This window comes from Streptomyces sp. NL15-2K (assembly GCF_030551255.1).
GTDB lineage: Bacteria > Actinomycetota > Actinomycetes > Streptomycetales > Streptomycetaceae > Streptomyces.
The window spans coordinates 8,254,015-8,270,622 of the sequence record NZ_CP130630.1 but is presented as its reverse complement, the minus strand read 5'-3'; the positions used below and the strand labels follow the sequence as shown (position 1 = coordinate 8,270,622).

The 16,608-nt window shown below is 71.3% G+C and carries 15 protein-coding genes; 3 read left to right on the top strand and 12 right to left on the bottom strand.

Translation table 11 applies throughout. The features are described 5' to 3' along the window. Positions 1-402 precede the first annotated feature (402 nt). Entirely contained in the window at positions 403-1,377 is a 975-nt protein-coding gene (locus tag Q4V64_RS37245) for a 2-hydroxyacid dehydrogenase (protein WP_124439017.1), read from the bottom strand. Between the two features lie 76 nt (positions 1,378-1,453). Between Q4V64_RS37245 and Q4V64_RS37240 the strand changes: the two genes are divergently transcribed. Together Q4V64_RS37240 and Q4V64_RS37235 are read left to right on the top strand one after the other, a co-directional pair. After that, a complete protein-coding gene (locus Q4V64_RS37240; protein ID WP_124439018.1) occupies positions 1,454-2,452 on the top strand; it encodes an aldo/keto reductase in 999 nt (332 codons plus the stop codon). Positions 2,453-2,947: 495 nt separating this feature from the next. After that, the gene (locus Q4V64_RS37235; RefSeq protein ID WP_124439019.1) at positions 2,948-4,105 is read left to right on the top strand and encodes a PQQ-dependent sugar dehydrogenase; all 1,158 of its coding nucleotides are present in this window, start codon (positions 2,948-2,950) and stop codon (positions 4,103-4,105) included. Between the two features lie 9 nt (positions 4,106-4,114). On the opposite strand, the gene Q4V64_RS37230 is transcribed toward Q4V64_RS37235, so the two are convergent. From Q4V64_RS37230 to Q4V64_RS37200, 7 genes are all read right to left on the bottom strand, one after another. Further along, positions 4,115-4,348: a DUF6191 domain-containing protein gene (locus Q4V64_RS37230; RefSeq protein ID WP_124439105.1), complete on the bottom strand. Its 234-nt coding sequence runs from the start codon at positions 4,346-4,348 to the stop codon at positions 4,115-4,117. A 108-nt stretch (positions 4,349-4,456) separates the two neighbouring features. After that, on the bottom strand, positions 4,457-7,498 hold the full coding sequence (locus tag Q4V64_RS37225) for a helix-turn-helix transcriptional regulator (RefSeq protein ID WP_172629112.1): 3,042 nt from the start codon (positions 7,496-7,498) through the stop codon (positions 4,457-4,459). A gap of 98 nt (positions 7,499-7,596) precedes the next feature. After that, positions 7,597-7,782: a hypothetical protein gene (locus Q4V64_RS37220; RefSeq protein ID WP_124439021.1), complete on the bottom strand. Its 186-nt coding sequence runs from the start codon at positions 7,780-7,782 to the stop codon at positions 7,597-7,599. Between the two features lie 198 nt (positions 7,783-7,980). Then, a complete protein-coding gene (locus tag Q4V64_RS37215; protein ID WP_124439022.1) occupies positions 7,981-8,556 on the bottom strand; it encodes a hypothetical protein in 576 nt (191 codons plus the stop codon). A 35-nt stretch (positions 8,557-8,591) separates the two neighbouring features. Continuing rightward, the gene (locus Q4V64_RS37210; RefSeq protein WP_124439023.1) at positions 8,592-9,167 is read right to left on the bottom strand and encodes a GNAT family protein; all 576 of its coding nucleotides are present in this window, start codon (positions 9,165-9,167) and stop codon (positions 8,592-8,594) included. Beyond that, positions 9,145-11,391, bottom strand: coding sequence for an MMPL family transporter (locus Q4V64_RS37205; RefSeq protein WP_124439024.1), 2,247 nt, complete (start codon positions 11,389-11,391; stop codon positions 9,145-9,147). The genes Q4V64_RS37210 and Q4V64_RS37205 overlap by 23 nt, the downstream gene beginning before the upstream one ends. Positions 11,392-11,594: 203 nt before the next feature. Next, positions 11,595-11,912, bottom strand: a complete 318-nt coding sequence (locus Q4V64_RS37200; RefSeq protein WP_124439025.1) for a hypothetical protein — start codon at positions 11,910-11,912, stop codon at positions 11,595-11,597. 186 nt (positions 11,913-12,098) lie between these two features. Between Q4V64_RS37200 and Q4V64_RS37195 the strand changes: the two genes are divergently transcribed. After that, the gene (locus Q4V64_RS37195) at positions 12,099-12,908 is read left to right on the top strand and encodes a methyltransferase domain-containing protein (protein ID WP_124439026.1); all 810 of its coding nucleotides are present in this window, start codon (positions 12,099-12,101) and stop codon (positions 12,906-12,908) included. A 62-nt stretch (positions 12,909-12,970) separates the two neighbouring features. On the opposite strand, the gene gatB is transcribed toward Q4V64_RS37195, so the two are convergent. Genes gatB through gatC form a run of 4 tightly spaced genes read right to left on the bottom strand, consistent with a single transcriptional unit; the run spans position 12,971 to position 16,534 of the window. Then, entirely contained in the window at positions 12,971-14,485 is a 1,515-nt protein-coding gene (gene gatB, locus Q4V64_RS37190; RefSeq protein ID WP_124439027.1) for an Asp-tRNA(Asn)/Glu-tRNA(Gln) amidotransferase subunit GatB, read from the bottom strand. A 15-nt stretch (positions 14,486-14,500) separates the two neighbouring features. Next, on the bottom strand, positions 14,501-14,740 hold the full coding sequence (locus tag Q4V64_RS37185; RefSeq protein ID WP_124439028.1) for a hypothetical protein: 240 nt from the start codon (positions 14,738-14,740) through the stop codon (positions 14,501-14,503). Continuing rightward, positions 14,737-16,230, bottom strand: a complete 1,494-nt coding sequence (gene gatA / locus Q4V64_RS37180; protein ID WP_124439029.1) for an Asp-tRNA(Asn)/Glu-tRNA(Gln) amidotransferase subunit GatA — start codon at positions 16,228-16,230, stop codon at positions 14,737-14,739. Before gatA ends, Q4V64_RS37185 begins: the two co-directional genes overlap by 4 nt. A 7-nt stretch (positions 16,231-16,237) precedes the next feature. After that, positions 16,238-16,534 (bottom strand): Asp-tRNA(Asn)/Glu-tRNA(Gln) amidotransferase subunit GatC, encoded by a 297-nt coding sequence (gene gatC / locus Q4V64_RS37175; protein WP_015036350.1) that lies wholly within the window; start codon positions 16,532-16,534, stop codon positions 16,238-16,240. Positions 16,535-16,608: the final 74 nt, after the last annotated feature.

The window sequence follows — 16,608 nt, the reverse complement described above, 5'->3', positions numbered from 1 at the left end:
CCGCGGGTCCCGGAGGGCTGGGGGCGCATGCCTCCTGCGGCTGCTGTGCCTGCGGTGGTGGTGGCTGTTGTGGTGGTGATGGCTCTGAGGGTCGCCGGGACGGCCGTGGTGGCCGCCGTGGCCGGCGTGGTCACCGCGTCTGCGCGCGGCCGAGTGCCAGGGTCGCCGTCGGCGGCCCTGCCGCCGCGTCGGATCGTTCGTCCATAGGCCGTGCATCGCCCGTCGCCCCCCTCACAGTCTGAAATGTCCATCCCCGGCGCCGAACGGTCGCGGCGCAGCCCCTGTCGGGACGATACACCAGTCTCGTCACTCAGGGACATAGGTTCTCTACTCTCCGTGACGATCAACAGATATATGAGTACCCACCGCTTCCGGCGGATTGCGGACGGTACTCGAAACGGATTACGCGTCTGTCGCCCCGTCCGGTGCCGGGCCTGTTGCGCTCGTCGTAAGGATCACGTTCCGCAGCGGCTCCCGGTTCACGAAACGGTTCAACTGGTCCACCAGCAGTCGCTTGGCGCGGGGCAGGAACGCGGACGTGGGCCCTCCCACGTGCGGGCTGACGAGCACGCCCGGCGCCCGCCACAGAGGGTGCCCCGGGGGCAGCGGCTCGGGGTCGGTGACGTCGAGGGCGGCGGTGATGCGGCCGGTCTCCAGTTCCGCGAGCAGGGCCTTGGTGTCGACGACGGGCCCGCGGCCCACGTTGACCAGCAGCGCGCCGTCCTTCATGCGGGCGAGGAAGTCGGCGTTCACCAGGTGGCGGGTGGTCTCGGTGAGGGGGGTGACGAGGACGACGACGTCCGCCTCCGGCAGCAGGGAGGGCAGTTCGGTGAGTGGGTGCACCGGTCCGCGCGCCGTGGTGCGCGCGGAGCGCGCGACGCGCGCCACCCGCGCGGTCTCGAAGGGGACGAGCCGGTCCTCGATCGCCGCGCCGATCGACCCGTACCCCACGATGAGGACGCTCTTGTCGGCCAGCGCGGGCCGGAACCCGCCGCGCCACTCCCCCCGGTCCTGGGCGCGCACGAAGTCCGGTACGCCGCGCAGCGAGGCGAGGATCAGGGTGAGCGTGAGTTCGGCGGTGCTCGCCTCGTGCACCCCGCGCGCGTTGCACAACCGCACGCCGGGGGGCAGGTACTTCAGCCCCGACATCACGTTGTCCACGCCGGCCGACAGCGTCTGCACGACCTGTACGGAGCTCAGCCGGGGCACGGGTCGCAGTACGACCTCGACGGGCTTCATGTAGGGGACGACGTAGTACGCGCAGTCGGCCGGGTCCGCGGGGAAGTCCTCGGCGCCGTTCCAGAAGCGGTAGTTCGGCCCCTCGGGGAGCCCTTCGATCTCGTCCGGTGGGATGGGGAGCCACACGTCAACTGTCATGGTCAGGAGGCTATGTCAGGGACGCGGCACCGCAGAGGTTAGGTTGGGAGGCCTGGAGAGGGAGGGTCACGAGCAGGTGGAGCGCAGGACGATCGGCGCGGCGGCGCTCGCGGTGGGAGCCGTCGGACTCGGGTGCATGCCGATGAGCTGGGCGTACAGCGGATCACGGCAGCGCGGCGACGAGTCGCTCAGGGCGGTGCACCGGGCGCTGGACCTGGGCTCGACGCTCCTGGACACGGCCGACATGTACGGCCCCTTCACCAACGAGTTGCTACTGGGGCGGGTACTGAAGGAGCGCCGCCAGGACGCCTTCGTGTCGACCAAGGTCGGCCTGCTGGTGGGCGATCAGCACATCGTGGCCAACGGCCGCCCGGGCTACGTGAAGCGCGCCTGCGACGCGTCGCTGCGGCGCCTGCAGACCGATGTGATCGACCTCTACCAGCTCCACCGGGCGGACCCGGAGGTTCCGGTGGAGGAGACCTGGGGCGCGATGGCGGAGCTCGTCCGGGCCGGAAAGGTACGGGCGTTGGGGCTGTGCGCGATGGGCGCGCGGGGCGGCCGCCGGTCCGGGGCGCGGCTGCACGACGGGACGATCCGGCAGTTGCAGCGGGTGCAGCAGGTGTTCCCGGTGAGCGCGGTGCAGGCGGAGCTGTCGGTGTGGTCGCCGGAGGCGCGGGAGTCGCTGCTGCCCTGGTGCGAGGCGCGCGACATCGGCTTCCTGGCGGCGATGCCGCTCGGCAACGGCTACCTGACCGGCACCCTCACCCCCGGCGAGGGCTTCGAACCGGACGACGTACGCGCCCGCCACCCGCGCTTCACCGCCGAGATGATGGCCGCGAACCAGCCGATAGTGGCCGGCCTGCGCCGCATAGCCCGCCGCCACGGCGAGGACGTCACCCCGGCCCAGGTGGCCCTGGCCTGGGTGCTGGCGCAGGGCCGCCACGTGGTCCCGGTCCCGGGGACCAAGCAGGAGCGCTGGGCGACGGAGAACGCCCGCGCGGCGACGCTGCGCCTGACGGAACAGGACCTGGCGGAGGTGGCGGGGCTGCCGGGGGCGCAGGGGTCGTGGGAGTGACGGGCCCGGTCGGGGGCTCCCGTCGCGGGGTCCCTGGGGTGACGGGACGGGGTCGGTGCCGGGTGGTGGGGGTGACCGGGGGCGCGGGCACGGAATCCTGGACGCGACGGGCGACGCGGTCTCGGCGGAATCCCGGGTGTCACCGGTGGCGCAGGCGCGGGATTCCGCACATGACCAGCCGCACGAGCACGGCGGGACCGGGAGTCACCGGCCGCGCGGGCACGGGATCCCGGACGTGAGGGGCGACGCGGTCTTGGCGGAGGCCGGGAGTCACCGGCCGCGCGGGCACGGGATCCCGACCATGACCGCCCACGCCGACACGACGAGACCCAGGAGTGACCGACAGCGCAGGCGCCGAACCCCGGACGTGACGGGCGGCGCGGCTCGCATCTGATTGCGGTGATCGGGAACCTGTGAGGCGCGAGCGGTGTATGACAAGTAGAACCTGCCGCGAGACCGCCCGTCGAAGGGACCAAGATCGTGCAACATCGAGCTGTGTCGGCCCTGTTGGCCGCGGCCACGCTCCTGCTGACGGCCGGCTGCTCCTCCGACGGCGGAGGTGGGGGGTCGTCGGACGGCGGTGACGGCGCCACACCGAACCGTACGGCCTCCGGGGCGCCGACGCCCTCCGGGCAGGCCGGTGAGGCAGCAGCCCCCGCCAAGGGCTCGGTGAAGGTGGTCCGCACGGTCGCCGAGGACCTGAGCACCCCCTGGGGCCTCGCCCCGCTCCCGGACGGCGACCTGCTCGTCTCCTCCCGCGACGAGGCGACGATCACGCGGGTCGACGGGGAGTCGGGCAAGAAGACCGAGCTGGGCGAGGTGCCGGGGGTGTCACCGGCCGGCGAGGGCGGTCTGATGGGCCTCGCGCTGTCGCCCGACTACGCCTCGGACCGCATGGTCTACGCGTACTTCACCTCGGCCTCGGACAACCGCGTCGTCCGCATGCTGTACGACGAGCAGAAGCCGTCCGGCGAGCAGCTGGGCGCGCCCGACACGATCTTCAGGGGCATCCCCAAGGGCTTCATCCACAACGGCGGCCGGATCGCCTTCGGCCCGGACAAGATGCTGTACGCGGGCACGGGCGAGAGTGGTGAGAAGGGCCTGTCCCAGGACAGGGACTCCCTGGGCGGCAAGATCCTGCGCCTGACCCCGGAGGGCGACCCGGCTCCGGGCAACCCGTTCCCGGATTCCCCGGTCTACACCTACGGCCACCGCAATGTGCAGGGCCTGGCCTGGGACGGCAAACAGCGCCTGTTCGCCGCTGAGTTCGGCCAGGACACCTGGGACGAGTTGAACGCGATCAAGCCGGGCGACAACTACGGCTGGCCGGAAGCCGAGGGCAAGTCCAGCAACTCCGAGTACCACAACCCGATAGCCCAGTGGGGCACGGACGAGGCCTCCCCCAGCGGCATCGCCTATGCCGAGGGTTCCATCTGGATGGCGGGCCTGAGGGGCGAGCGGCTGTGGCGCATCCCCCTGAACGGCACGGCGGCCTCGGCGGATCCGCAGGCCTTCCTCCAGGGCGAGTACGGCCGCCTGCGCACAGTGGCGCCGGCCGGCGGCGACAAGCTGTGGCTGGTGACCAGCAACACGGACGGCCGGGGAGACCCACAGGACGGGGACGACCGGATTCTGGAGGTGCAGGTCAGCTAGCGCCGCCGCTCACTTCTGTGGGGAGTCTTCCTCGTCGGGGCCTTCCTCATCCAGGCCATCTTCGTCCAGGCCTTCTTCGTCCGGCTTCGGCGGCCGTACGACGACGATCCCGGACGCGAGATCTATCGGCCCGCGCCCGGGATCGCCGTCCCCGACGTCCTCCCGGGTCAGCTCAAGGCGCTTCTTCTCGTCACGGGTGTGTTTATGGCCGGGGGAGAACAGTTCCTCGAAGACGTTGAACATGGCTTCCTTCCCAGGCTGTGTGGCGACGGGTGCCCATGCGTCGTTGATCAGCGAGTGCCGGAGGCGGGTCACCGAGAGGTCATCCTCCGCGCCAGTCGGCCTTCTCCATCATCCCGCGCCCACCCACTCTTCCGCCGCCGGCGGAAACAACCCCAGCCGATGCGCCACCGCCGCCGCCTCTCCCCGCCCCGAGACGCCGAGCTTGCCCAGGATGTTGGAGACGTGGACGCTGGCGGTCTTGGGGGAGATGAAGAGTTCCTCGGCTATCTGGCGGTTGGTGCGGCCGGCGGAGACCAGGCGGAGGACATCGCGTTCCCGGCCGGTGAGGCCGAGGGCACGGGCCGGGTCGTCCGGGGTGGACGGGCGGGTCCCGGTCAGGGTGAGGCGAGCGCGCTGGGCGAGCCTGGCGACGGTTTCGGCGAGGGGACGTGCGCCGAGATGCTCGGCGACGGCGTGGGCGAGGCGGAGCAGTTCCGTGGCCCGGGCACGCTCGGGCTCGCCCCCGCCCGCCAGCAGGGACTCGGCCATCCGGTACCGGACGCGGGCGAGATCGTAGGGATGGTCCAAGTGTTCGAAGGCGGTGACGACCTCCGACCACAGCTCGGGGGTGTCCTGGCCCTCGGCGCGGCGGACCTCGGCGCGGACCCACTTCTCGACGGCGAGCCAGACGGGCGCGCCCGTGGTGAGCGTCTTGACGGCCACGAGGATGCGGTCGAGGGCGACGGCCCGGCCTTCCTCGGCAGTGGCCAGGTCGCGTGCGTCGGCCTCGGCGAGCGCGGCGGCCAGCAGGACCGACCAGCCGTAGCGCTGGGTGCCGGGCGGGAAGCCGGCGTCGAGGACCCGCTCCAGTTCGGCGCGGGCGTCGAGCAGGCGGCCCTCCCCCGCGGCCACGCCGATCACGATCCGGGCGAGGGGCAGCGCCTGCTGGGGCATGGGGTCGTGGGTGCCGTAGTGCGCCCGGGCGGTGGCCAGGTGGGCGGCGGCCCCGGCCACGTCACCCCGGACGAGGGCGAGGTTGGCCAGGCGCAGTGCGCCGGCGCCCTGGGGTTTGGCGCTGTGTCCCACCCGCAGCGCGGTCGCCGCGGCCTCGGCGGCGTCGTCCCAACGGCCCAGCGAGTACAGCGAGTCGCAGAGGTTGCCCCACATCCAGGCCTCGGAGTCCAGCTGACCGTACTTCCGGCTGTAGGCGATGCCGGCCTCGAGGATGGGCACGGCCTCCCGTGAGCGGCCGACGGCCTCGAGTTCCGACGGCAGGTTCACATGGGCGCGGCTGGCCACATAGGTCATGCCCTCCTCGACGGCCCGTTCCTTGACCTCGTACAGCTCGGCCAGCCCGGCGTCGACATCGCCCCCGTCGACCATGAGGCAGCCGAGGGTGAGGCGCGCGTTCAGTTCGATGTCGCGGGCGCCGACCATGCGGGCGTACTCCACCGCGCGTTCGGCCGCGGAGAAGGCGTCGGGGCCGGGTTCGTGCAGCATCGCCCAGTTGGCCACGGTGGAGAGCACCTCGGCGTGCACCTCGGACGGCGGCAGGCCGCGTACGAGGTCCTGCGCGGTGCCCAGTTCCTGCCAGCCGTCGCCCCGGGCCTGCGCCTGCACCAGCCGGGACCGCTGCACCCAGAACCAGGCGGCGCGCTGGGGGTCGTCCCCCTCGTCCTCCAGCAGCCGCAACGCCCGCTTGGTGATCTTCAGTGCGCGTTCGCGTTCCCCGCACAGCCGCCCGGCGACGGCGGCCTCGGCCATGAGGTCGAGGTAGCGCAGGGGTGTGGTCGCCGGGTCGCAGCCGCAGGCTGGGTAGACCTCGGTGTAGTCGACGGGGCGCAGCTCGGCCCGTATGTCCTCGGGGGCGGTGTCCCAGAGCTCCATCGCCCGTTCCAGGAGCCGGAGTTGTTCGGAGTAGGCGTGCCGGCGGCGGGCGGTGACGGAGGCGTCCAGGACGGCGGGCAGGGCCTTGGAGGCGTCGTGGGCGTGGTACCAGTAGCTGGCCAGGCGCATGACGCGCTCGTCGGCGGGGACGAGCGTGGGATCGGCTTCCAGCGCTTCGGCGTAGCGGCGGTTGAGGCGGGAGCGCTCGCCGGGCAGCAGATCGTCGCCGACGGCCTCGCGGACCAGGGAGTGGCGGAAGCGGTAGCCGTCGCCGCCGGGAGCGGCGAGGAGGATGTTGGCGTTCACGGCGGCCCGCAGCGCCTCGATGAGGTCGTCCTCGGCGAGCCCCGCGACGGCGGCCAGCAGCCGGTATCCGACGGTGGAGCCGCCCTCGGCGACGAGCCGGGCGACCCGCTGGGCGCTCTCCGGCAGCCCTTCGACACGGACCAGGAGGAGGTCGCGCAGGGAGTCGGTGAGGCCGACGCAGCCCCCTTCGTGGGCGGCGACGGCGAGTTCCTCGACGAAGAAGGCGTTGCCGTCGGAGCGCTCGAAGATCTCGTCGACCTGGGCTGGGTCGGGTTCCTGGGCGAGGATTCCGGCGATCTGGCGGCCGACCTCGGTGCGGTTGAAGCGGCTCAGTTCGAGGCGGCGGACGGTGCGCAGCCGGTCGAGTTCGGCGAGCAGGGGGCGCAGCGGGTGGCGGCGGTGGATGTCGTCGGAGCGGTAGGTGGCGAGGACGACGAGGCGGCCGGTGCGCAGGGTGCGGAAGAGGTAGGCGAGGAGGTGGCGGGTGGAGGCGTCGGCCCAGTGCAGGTCCTCCAGGGCGACGACGACGGTGCGGTCGGCGGCGACCCGCTCCAGCAGCCGTGCGGTGAGTTCGAAGAGGCGGGCCATGCCCTCCTCGTCGTGCCGGCCCACGCCCGCCTCGCCCAGCTCGGGCAGCAGCCGGGCCAGCTCCTCCTCCTGACCGGCGGCCGCGGCGGCGAATTCCTCGGGCAGTTCGCGGCGCAGGGCGCGCAGCGCGGTGGAGAAGGGAGCGAAGGGCAGTCCGTCGGCGCCGATCTCGACACAGCCGCCGAGCGCGACGACGGCGGCCCGGCGGCAGGCGGTGGTGGCGAACTCCTCGACGAGGCGGGTCTTGCCGACCCCGGCCTCACCGGCGAGCAGTAACGCCTGCGGCTCGCCCGCGCAGGCGCGGGCGAGCGCGTCGTTCAGCGCGTCCAACTCGTCGGTGCGGCCGACGAACACGGGACTGACGGACCTGGTCTCCACGATGCCGAGCATCGCACGCGGGTCCAACAGTGCGGCACCCGTTTTCCCGGGGAGGGCCGTCACCACGCGGGCGGGCAAGGCCGTACGGCCGCCCTCCCCGGCCCCGGCGCTCACGCAGCACGCGGGAACCGGTACCGACGTGGGCGACCGGTATGCACCTCGCCCTCGGCGGCGTGGCGGGCGGCCTCGCGGCGGGCGGCGCGACGGCCGCGGACGGCCTCGCGGGCCAGCCGCGCCTGCTCGGCACGGCGGATGAGGTCGGCGGAACGGAACTGGGAGAGCTCGTACTCGTACATGGCGTGTCCCCTTGGAGGAGGTCGGTTTCGGGCTTCGCTTTCTGCGATGCCTCAACCTTCGTCTCCAAGGTGGGTCCGCCACATCGGGAGAGTTCCGCATCTTCGGCGGCCGCTGGGGCCTTAGATGTGGGTGAGGGGCCTCAGGAGCTCCGTAAGGTGCTTACGGAGGCCCTAAGACCCCTCAGGAGGTGCGGTGCCTCAGCCCGCGGAGGGCAGTCCCAGCAGGGCGTCGGTGTACTTCAGGACGGCCAGGAGCAGGCCGATGACGCCGAGCGCGACACCGCCCCAGGCGACCGACTTGATCCAGGCGGCCTGCGACCTGCCGGGCGCGCCGAACGCGGGCCGGGCCAGGACGACGACGCCGACGATCACCGCGAGCAGTGCGAACAGGCCGCTCCACAGCGCGGTGGTCTGCCAGGCGTCGCCGTAGACCTCCTTGATCTGCGTGGCGACGTTCGCGGAGGACGAGGTCCGCAGCTGGCCGACGAGGGTCTCGCGGGCGGCGGCGACGGTGCCGATCCAGCCACCGGTGAGCGAGACTAGGCCCAGCCCGGCGGCGACGACGGCGCCCGCGCCCTGACCGACGGCGGAGGCGTCCGTCTCCTCGCCCTTGGTGACGACATCGACGGCCTCGGCCTCCGTGTCCTCGGCTCCCGTGTCCTCGGCCTCTGTCTCGGTCACCTCGCCGATCGCGCCGGCGTTCACCTTCTCCTCGTCGGTCGTGGTCTCGGCGCCCGTCTCGGCGCCGGTCTCGTCAGCTGTCTTGGTTCCCATGTTCCGCACCGTACGGATCCTGTCTGAGAGGTTGCTTAATGATCGTTGTGAGCCACACGCGCGCGTGTCGCGCGCCACTCCGGGGCGAGGACGGACCACACCTCGAGGTCGAGCCGTACCCCGTGATGGGGATAGCACTCCCGCCGCACGCCTTCTCTGGTCATCCCCAGGCGCCGGGCCACGTTCAGGCTTGCCTGGTTGCCTACGGCGGCGATCCACTCCACCCGGTGGATGCCGCGCTGCTCGATCGCGAAGTCGAGCAGCACCCGCATCGCTCGGGTGACCAGTCCACGTCCCGTGCCGGCCGGTTCCAGCCAGCAGCCGACCTCGCAGTTGGCGTTCTCCGCGTCGAAGTTCAGGAAGAGCACTCCGCCCACGAGCTTGCCGTCCAGCCACAGGCCGTGCAGGGAGGCGGTGTCGGCGGCGCGCAGGTCGGCGTACCGCTGGAGCATGTCCCGGGCGGAGGCCAGGTCCGTGGCCTTCTCGCCGAAGGGGATGAACCGGTTGATGAACTCCCGGCCGCGGTCCAGGTGCGCGAGGAACTCCTCGGCGTGCCACGGCTCCAGGGGCCGCAGTTCGGCGCCGTCGTCACCCAGGGATATCCCGTACATCCTGTTCTTCCCGCCCCTTCGCCAGGACGTCCGCCGCCTCGGCGTCCGTCGCGGCGGCCAGCCTCTCATGGGCGGCACGGCTCTCGGGCGCCTCGATGCTGATGCGGGGCATACGGCGGTCCAGCCAGCGCGGCAGCCACCAGTTGGCGCCGCCGAGCAGGTGCATGAGGGCCGGCACCAGCAGCGTACGGAGCACGAAGGCGTCGAGGGCGACGGCGGCGGCGAGCGCGATGCCGAACATGGCGATCACGCGGTCGCCGCTGAGCACGAAGGCGAGGAAGACGGAGATCATGATCACCGCGGCGGAGTTGATCACCCGACTGGTCTCGGCGAGGCCGACACGGACGGCCCGCCGGTTGTCGCCGGTCTCCAGCCACTCCTCGTACATCCGGCTGACCAGGAAGACCTGGTAGTCCATGGAGAGCCCGAACAGGACGGACACCATGATCACGGGGAGGAAGGGTTCGATGGGACCGGCGCGGCCCAGCCCGAGCAGCTCGCTCCCCCAGCCCCACTGGAAGATCGCGACGACGACACCGAAGGCGGCGGCGACGGCGGCGACGTTCATCGCGGCGGCCTTCAGCGGGATGCCGATGGACCGGAAGGCGAGCAGGAGCAGCAGGCAGCCCAGGCCGATGACGACGCCGACGAACACGGGCAGCTTGCCGACTATGACGTCGGCGAAGTCGTCGTAGCCGGCCGTCACCCCGCCGACCTGGACGTCGAGCGAGGTGCCGGCCTCGGCCCGCGGCAGCACCTCGGTGCGCAACCGGTCCACGAGGTCGCTGGTCCTGTGGGACTGCGGCGCCGACTCCGGGACGATCGAGAAGTACGCCGTGTCACCACCGGAGTTGTACGTCACCGGTGTCACCGACGCGACGCCCTCTATGGTGCGCAGGGTCGCGTCGAGGTTGTCGAGGGCGAGCTTGTCCTCGGCTCCGTCGACGTGCGTGACGAGGGTGAGCGGGCCGTTGACACCCGGCCCGAAACCGTCCGCGAGGAGGTCGTACGCCTGGCGCGTGGTCGCCGTCTCGGGGTCGTTGCCCTGGTCGGAGGTGCCCAGGCGAAGCCCCAGGGTGGGCAGGGCGAGGACGGTGATGACGACCAGGGCGAGCGCGCCGAGCAGCTTGGGGTGGCGCTCCACGAACACCGACCAGCGGGCGGCGAACCCGGTCGGCAGCTCGGGTTCGGGCCCGTGCTCCGCCAGCCTCCTGCGCTCACGCCGGCTGAGGGCGCGCATGCCGATGACAGACAGCAGGGCGGGCAGCAGAGTCACGGAGGCCGCGACCGTCAGGACGACGGTCAGCGAGGCTGCTATGGCGACGCCGTTGAGGAAGCCGAGCTGGAGGATCAGCATCCCCAGCAGGGCGATGCAAACGGTGGCACCCGCGAATACCACCGCGCGTCCGGTGGTGGCCACGGCGTTGGTGACCGCCTCGGTCACGGACAGCCCGCGTTTGAGACCCTTCCGGTGTCTGGTGACGATGAACAGCGCGTAGTCGATACCCACGCCGAGCCCGATCAGCATGCCGAGCATGGGCGCGAAGTCGGCGACGGTCATGGCGTGCCCGAGCAGCACGATCCCGGCGTACGCGGTGCCGACGCCGACCAGCGCGGTGGCGATGGGCAGCAGCGAGGCGGCGAGCGAGCCGAAGGCGAGGAACAGCACCACCGCCGCGACCGCCACGCCGACCACCTCGGCGAGGTGACCGCCGGACGACTCGGTGAGCCCTATGGCGCTGCCGCCCAGCTCCACCTGGAGCCCGTCGGTCTCGGCGCCCTTGGCGGCCCGGACCACGGCCCGCGCCTCGGACGCGTGGATGTCCTGGGCCGGATCGTCGAAGGTCACCGTGGCGTACGCCGTATGTCCGTCCTCACTGATCCGGCCGGCGCCCTGATCGTCGTACGGACCGGACACGGCGACCACGCCGGGCAGGGCCGCGATCCGGTCGAGGGTGCGGGTCATGGTCTGTTCCACGTCGGCGGCGCGGACCGTGCCGGACGTGGTGTGCCAGACGACGGTGTCGCTGTCGCCGCCGAGGCCCGGGAAGCCGTCCTGCAGCAGCTGCGTGGCGCGGCCGGACTCGGTGCCGGGGACCTTGTAGTCGTTCGAGTAGGCGGAGCCCGTGACGGCGGCACCCGCGGTCACCCCGCCGAGGGCGAGGAGCCACAGGACTACGACGACTAGACGTCGTCGGACACACCAACGCGCGAGGGCTGCCACGAACGTGCTCCCAGGATGACGATATGAGGATCTTTGACCGGGAACAGTCGTCCATGAAACTTCATGATGTGAACGGCCCGCAAAGAACGCATGAGCAATGCGAGGCCAACTCTCGCAGGCCTATGTGATCCTTTGAGCCGTTCGTGCGTTTATTCACAAGAGTGGGAGGCAGATCACAGGACAGTAACGGGGACTCTGTCACCTCAGTCGAACTGGTCACCCACGGCCATCACCATCGCCCCCGCGATCAGCAGCCACAGGGCACGCCTGGTCCGCCCCCGTGACCCGAGAACCGAGGCGAGCGCGCACACGGCGGCCCCCACGGCGTAGGCGGCGGGGACGAGGGTCGGTGCGGAACCGGTGAAGCGGAGCATCGACGCGGCCAGGCCCGCGAGGGCCAGCAGCGCCCCGGTTCCGGCCGCCGTCCAGCGGGCCCGCCGCGCTTCCCGCGCCGGATCCGCGAGGTCCTCCTGTATGTCCCCCTGGATCTGGGATGCCTCGGAATCTCCGCGTCCACTCATGGCGGGGGAGCGTAGCGCGTCCCGCCGAACAAATCGGATGCGGGACGGCAGCACGGCTGCTAGCTTCCCGGCGTCCGTCGTTCCCGGCACATCGCCGCCGACCGAAGCAGGTGCATTGTTTGAAGGTCCGACCGAGCTCCTACGCATCTCTTTCCCCTACGAAGGACTCAAGGAGCCCGTTCACCGATGTCAGACATCACACAAGGGACCTCGACTGACCGCCTCACCGAGCGTCTGACCCACCCCCGCCACCCGCGCAGCAACCGCTACGACGCCCGCTGGACCATCGAGAACCAGATGGGCCCGCACGCGCTGTGGCTGCTGGAGTGGCTGGCCCCCGCGCTCGGCCTGGAGGAGCTGCGCCCCGGCGCCCGCGTCCTCGACCTCGGCTGCGGCCGCGCCATGACGTCCGTGTTCCTCGCCAGGGAGTACGACGTCCAGGTGATCGCCGCCGACCTGTGGGTGAAGCCCGACGACAACGCCGCGCGCGTCGCGGAGGCCGGCGTCGCGGACCGCGTCCTGCCCGTGTTCACCGAGGCGCACGACCTGCCGTTCGGCGAGGGGAGCTTCGACGCGATCGTGTCCGTCGACGCGTACCAGTACTTCGGCACCGACGACCTGTACCTGCCCACGCTGACCCGGCTGCTGAAGCCGGGCGGGCGGATCGGGGTCGTCGTGCCCGCGCTGCGGGAGGAGCTGGAGGGCGACGAGCCGCCGGCGCACCTGAGGGAGTACTGGGAGAAGGATCCGGGCTTCTGGGCGTTCCACTCCCCCGCCTGGTGGCGGCGGCTGTGGACGCGCAGCGGGGCCGTGGAGGTCGAGACGGCCGACTGGCTGGAGGACGGCTGGCGCGACTGGCTGCTGTGGAGCGAGGTGTGCGCCGAGGAGAGCTCCAGCGAGTTCATGGCCGACATGGCCCGCTGGTCGGTCGACCTGATGCACGCCGACATGGAGCATGTGCTCGGCTTCGCACGGGTCGTGGGACGCCGTAAGTGACAGTGACGCCGTAAGTACAGTACGGCCCCGGAGACCATGCCTCCGGGGCCGTACCGCGGGTCTCAGCCCTCGCTGACGCCCAGCTTCTGCAGGATCAGCTCCTTGACGCGGGCCGCGTCCGCCTGGCCGCGCGTGGCCTTCATGACCGCGCCGACCAGGGCGCCGGCCGCGGCCACCTTGCCGCCGCGGATCTTGTCCGCGATGGCCGGGTTGCCGGCGATGGCCTCCTCGACGGCGGCGGTGAGCGCGCCCTCGTCGGAGACGACCTTCAGCCCGCGCTTGTCGACGACCTCGTCCGGGGTGCCTTCGCCCGCGAGGACGCCTTCGATGACCTGGCGGGCCAGCTTGTCGTTCAGATCGCCGGAGGCGACCAGCTTGGCCACCCGGGCGACCTGCTCCGGCGTGATCGCCAGCTCGTCCAGCGCCTTGCCCGACTCGTTGGCGCTGCGGGCCAGCTCGCCCATCCACCACTTGCGGGCGGAGGCCGCGTCGGCACCGGCGTCGATCGTGGCGACGATCGGCTCCAGCGCACCGGCGTTGAGGATCGCCTGCATGTCGACGGCGCTGACGCCCCACTCCTCGCGCAGCCGGTTGCGGCGGACCAGCGGCAGCTCCGGCAGCGCGGAGCGGATCTCCTCGACCCACTCGCGCGTGGGCGCCACCGGCACCAGGTCCGGCTCGGGGAAGTACCGGTAGTCCTCGGCCTCCTCCTTCACGCGGCCCGAGGTCGTCGACCCGGTGTCCTCGTGGAAGTGCCGGGTCTCCTGGACGATCGTCCCGCCACCGCTCAGTACGGCCGCGTGCCGCTGGATCTCGAAGCGGGCCGCGCGCTCCACGGACCGCAGCGAGTTGACGTTCTTCGTCTCGGAGCGGGTGCCGAACTTCTCGGTGCCGTTCGGGCGCAGCGACAGGTTCACGTCGCAGCGCATCTGGCCCATCTCCATCCGGGCCTCGGAGACGCCGAGTGCCTTGATGAGCTCGCGCAGCTCACGGACGTACGCCTTCGCCACCTCGGGAGCACGCTCGCCCGCGCCTTCGATCGGCTTGGTGACGATCTCGATGAGCGGGATGCCGGCGCGGTTGTAGTCGAGGAGCGAGTGCGAGGCGCCGTGGATACGACCCGTCGCGCCGCCGACGTGCGTCGACTTGCCGGTGTCCTCCTCCATGTGGGCGCGCTCGATCTCCACGCGGAAGGTCTCCCCGTCCTCCAGCTGCACGTCGAGGTAGCCGTTGAAGGCGATCGGCTCGTCGTACTGGGAGGTCTGGAAGTTCTTCGGCATGTCCGGATAGAAGTAGTTCTTCCGGGCGAAGCGGCACCACTCGGCGATCTCGCAGTTCAGGGCGAGACCGATCTTGATGGCGGACTCGACGCCGGTCGCGTTGACGACCGGGAGCGAGCCGGGCATGCCGAGGCAGGTGGGGCAGGTCTGGGTGTTCGGGTCGGCACCGAGCGCGGTCGAACAGCCGCAGAACATTTTGGTCTTGGTGCCGAGTTCGACATGGACCTCGAGGCCCATGACGGGGTCGTACGACGCCAGCGCGTCCTCGTACGACACCAGGTCGGTCGTGGTGGTCACGGTGAAACTTCCCTCTCAGCCCAGCAGGACGTCGTCGTCGCCCAGCCGCTTCAGCTCGCGGTACAGGATGGCGAGGCCGGTGACGATCGCGACGGCGGACACGGTGGCGTCGATCAGGACCAGCGTGTCCTTCTCGGCGCGGGCCTTCTTCAGCCGCTTGGCGACACCGATCGCGCCGAACGCGGTCCCGGCGATGGACAGGTACGTACCGGACTTGGACTTCTTGAAGCCCTTGGCCTTGGTCAGTGCGCTCACAGTGACGGAGCCTCCTCGATCAGCGGGTGGCCCCACCTTTCCACGAAGGCGGCCTCGACGGCGGCGCCTACCTTGTAAAGACGGTCGTCCTTCAGCGCCGGAGCGATGATCTGCAGGCCGACCGGGAGGTTGTCCTCCGGGGCGAGACCGCAGGGCAGCGACATGGCCGCGTTGCCCGCCAGGTTGGTCGGGATGGTGCACAGGTCGGCGAGGTACATCGCCATCGGGTCGTCGGCGCGCTCGCCGATCGGGAAGGCGGTGGTGGGCGTGGTCGGGGAGACGATCACATCCACCTGCTCGAAGGCCTTCTCGAAGTCGCGCGTGATGAGCGTGCGGACCTTCTGGGCGGAGCCGTAGTACGCGTCGTAGTAGCCGCTCGACAGCGCGTACGTGCCGAGCATGATGCGGCGCTTGACCTCCGGGCCGAAGCCCGCCGCACGGGTGAGAGAGGTGACCTCCTCGGCGGAGTGCGTGCCGTCGTCGCCGGTGCGCAGGCCGTAGCGCAGGCCGTCGAAGCGGGCGAGGTTGGAGGAGCACTCGGACGGGGCGATCAGGTAGTACGCCGACAGGGCCAGGTCGAAGGACGGGCAGTCCAGCTCGACGATCTCGGCGCCCAGTTCCTTCAGCAGGGCCACGGACTCGTCGAAGCGCTGGATGACGCCGGCCTGGTAGCCCTCGCCGCGGAACTGCTTGACGACGCCGACGCGCATGCCGTCGACGGAGCCGTTGCGGGCGGCCTCGACGACCGGCGGGACCGGGGCGTCGATGGAGGTGGAGTCGAGCGGGTCGTGCCCGGCGATGACCTCGTGGAGGAGGGCCGCGTCCAGGACCGTACGGGCGCAGGGGCCGCCCTGGTCGAGGGAGGACGAGAACGCCACCATGCCGTAGCGGGAGACGCCGCCGTACGTCGGCTTCACGCCGACCGTGCCGGTGACGGCGGCCGGCTGGCGGATGGAGCCGCCGGTGTCGGTGCCGATGGCGAGGGGCGCCTGGAAGGAGGCGAGCGCGGCGCTCGACCCGCCGCCGGAACCGCCGGGGATCTTGGTGAGGTCCCACGGGTTGCCGGTCGGGCCATAGGCGCTGTTCTCCGTCGACGACCCCATGGCGAACTCGTCCATGTTGGTCTTGCCGAGGATGACGACGTCGGCGGCCTTCAGCTTCTTGGTGACGGTCGCGTCGTACGGCGGGATCCAGCCCTCGAGGATCTTCGAACCGACGGTCGTCGGAACGCCCTCGGTGGTGAAGATGTCCTTGAGCGCGAGGGGAACGCCGGCCAGCGGCCCGAGCTTCTCCCCCTTGGCCCGCTTCTCGTCGACGGCACGGGCCTGGGCCAGGGCGCCCTCGCGGTCGACGTGCAGGAAGGCGTGCACCTTCTCGTCGACGGCCTCGATGCGGGCGAGGTGGGCCTCGGTGACCTCGACGGCCGTCAGCTCGCCGGAGGCGATCTTCGCGGCGGTCTCGGCGGCGGTGAGCTTAATGATGTCCGTCATGGTGGTCTTAGTCCTCCCCCAGGATCTGCGGCACCTTGAAACGCTGCTGCTCCTGGGCCGGGGCGCCGGAGAGCGCCTGCTCGGGGGTGAGCGACGGACGGACCTCGTCCGCGCGCATGACGTTCGTCAGCGGGAGCGGGTGCGAGGTCGGCGGTACGTCTTGGTCGGCGACCTCGCTGACGCGGGCGACCGCGCCGATGATGTCGTCGAGCTGACCGGCGAAGTGATCGAGCTCTTCGCCCTTCAGCTCCAGACGCGCCAGCCGGGCGAGGTGGGCGACCTCCTCGCGCGTGATGCCAGGCATGCAGCGATCCTCTGGGGGTGAGAGTGTGTGGTTTGGGGCCAATCCTATGGGGCGGGGGCGTGTGCCCGTGAAAC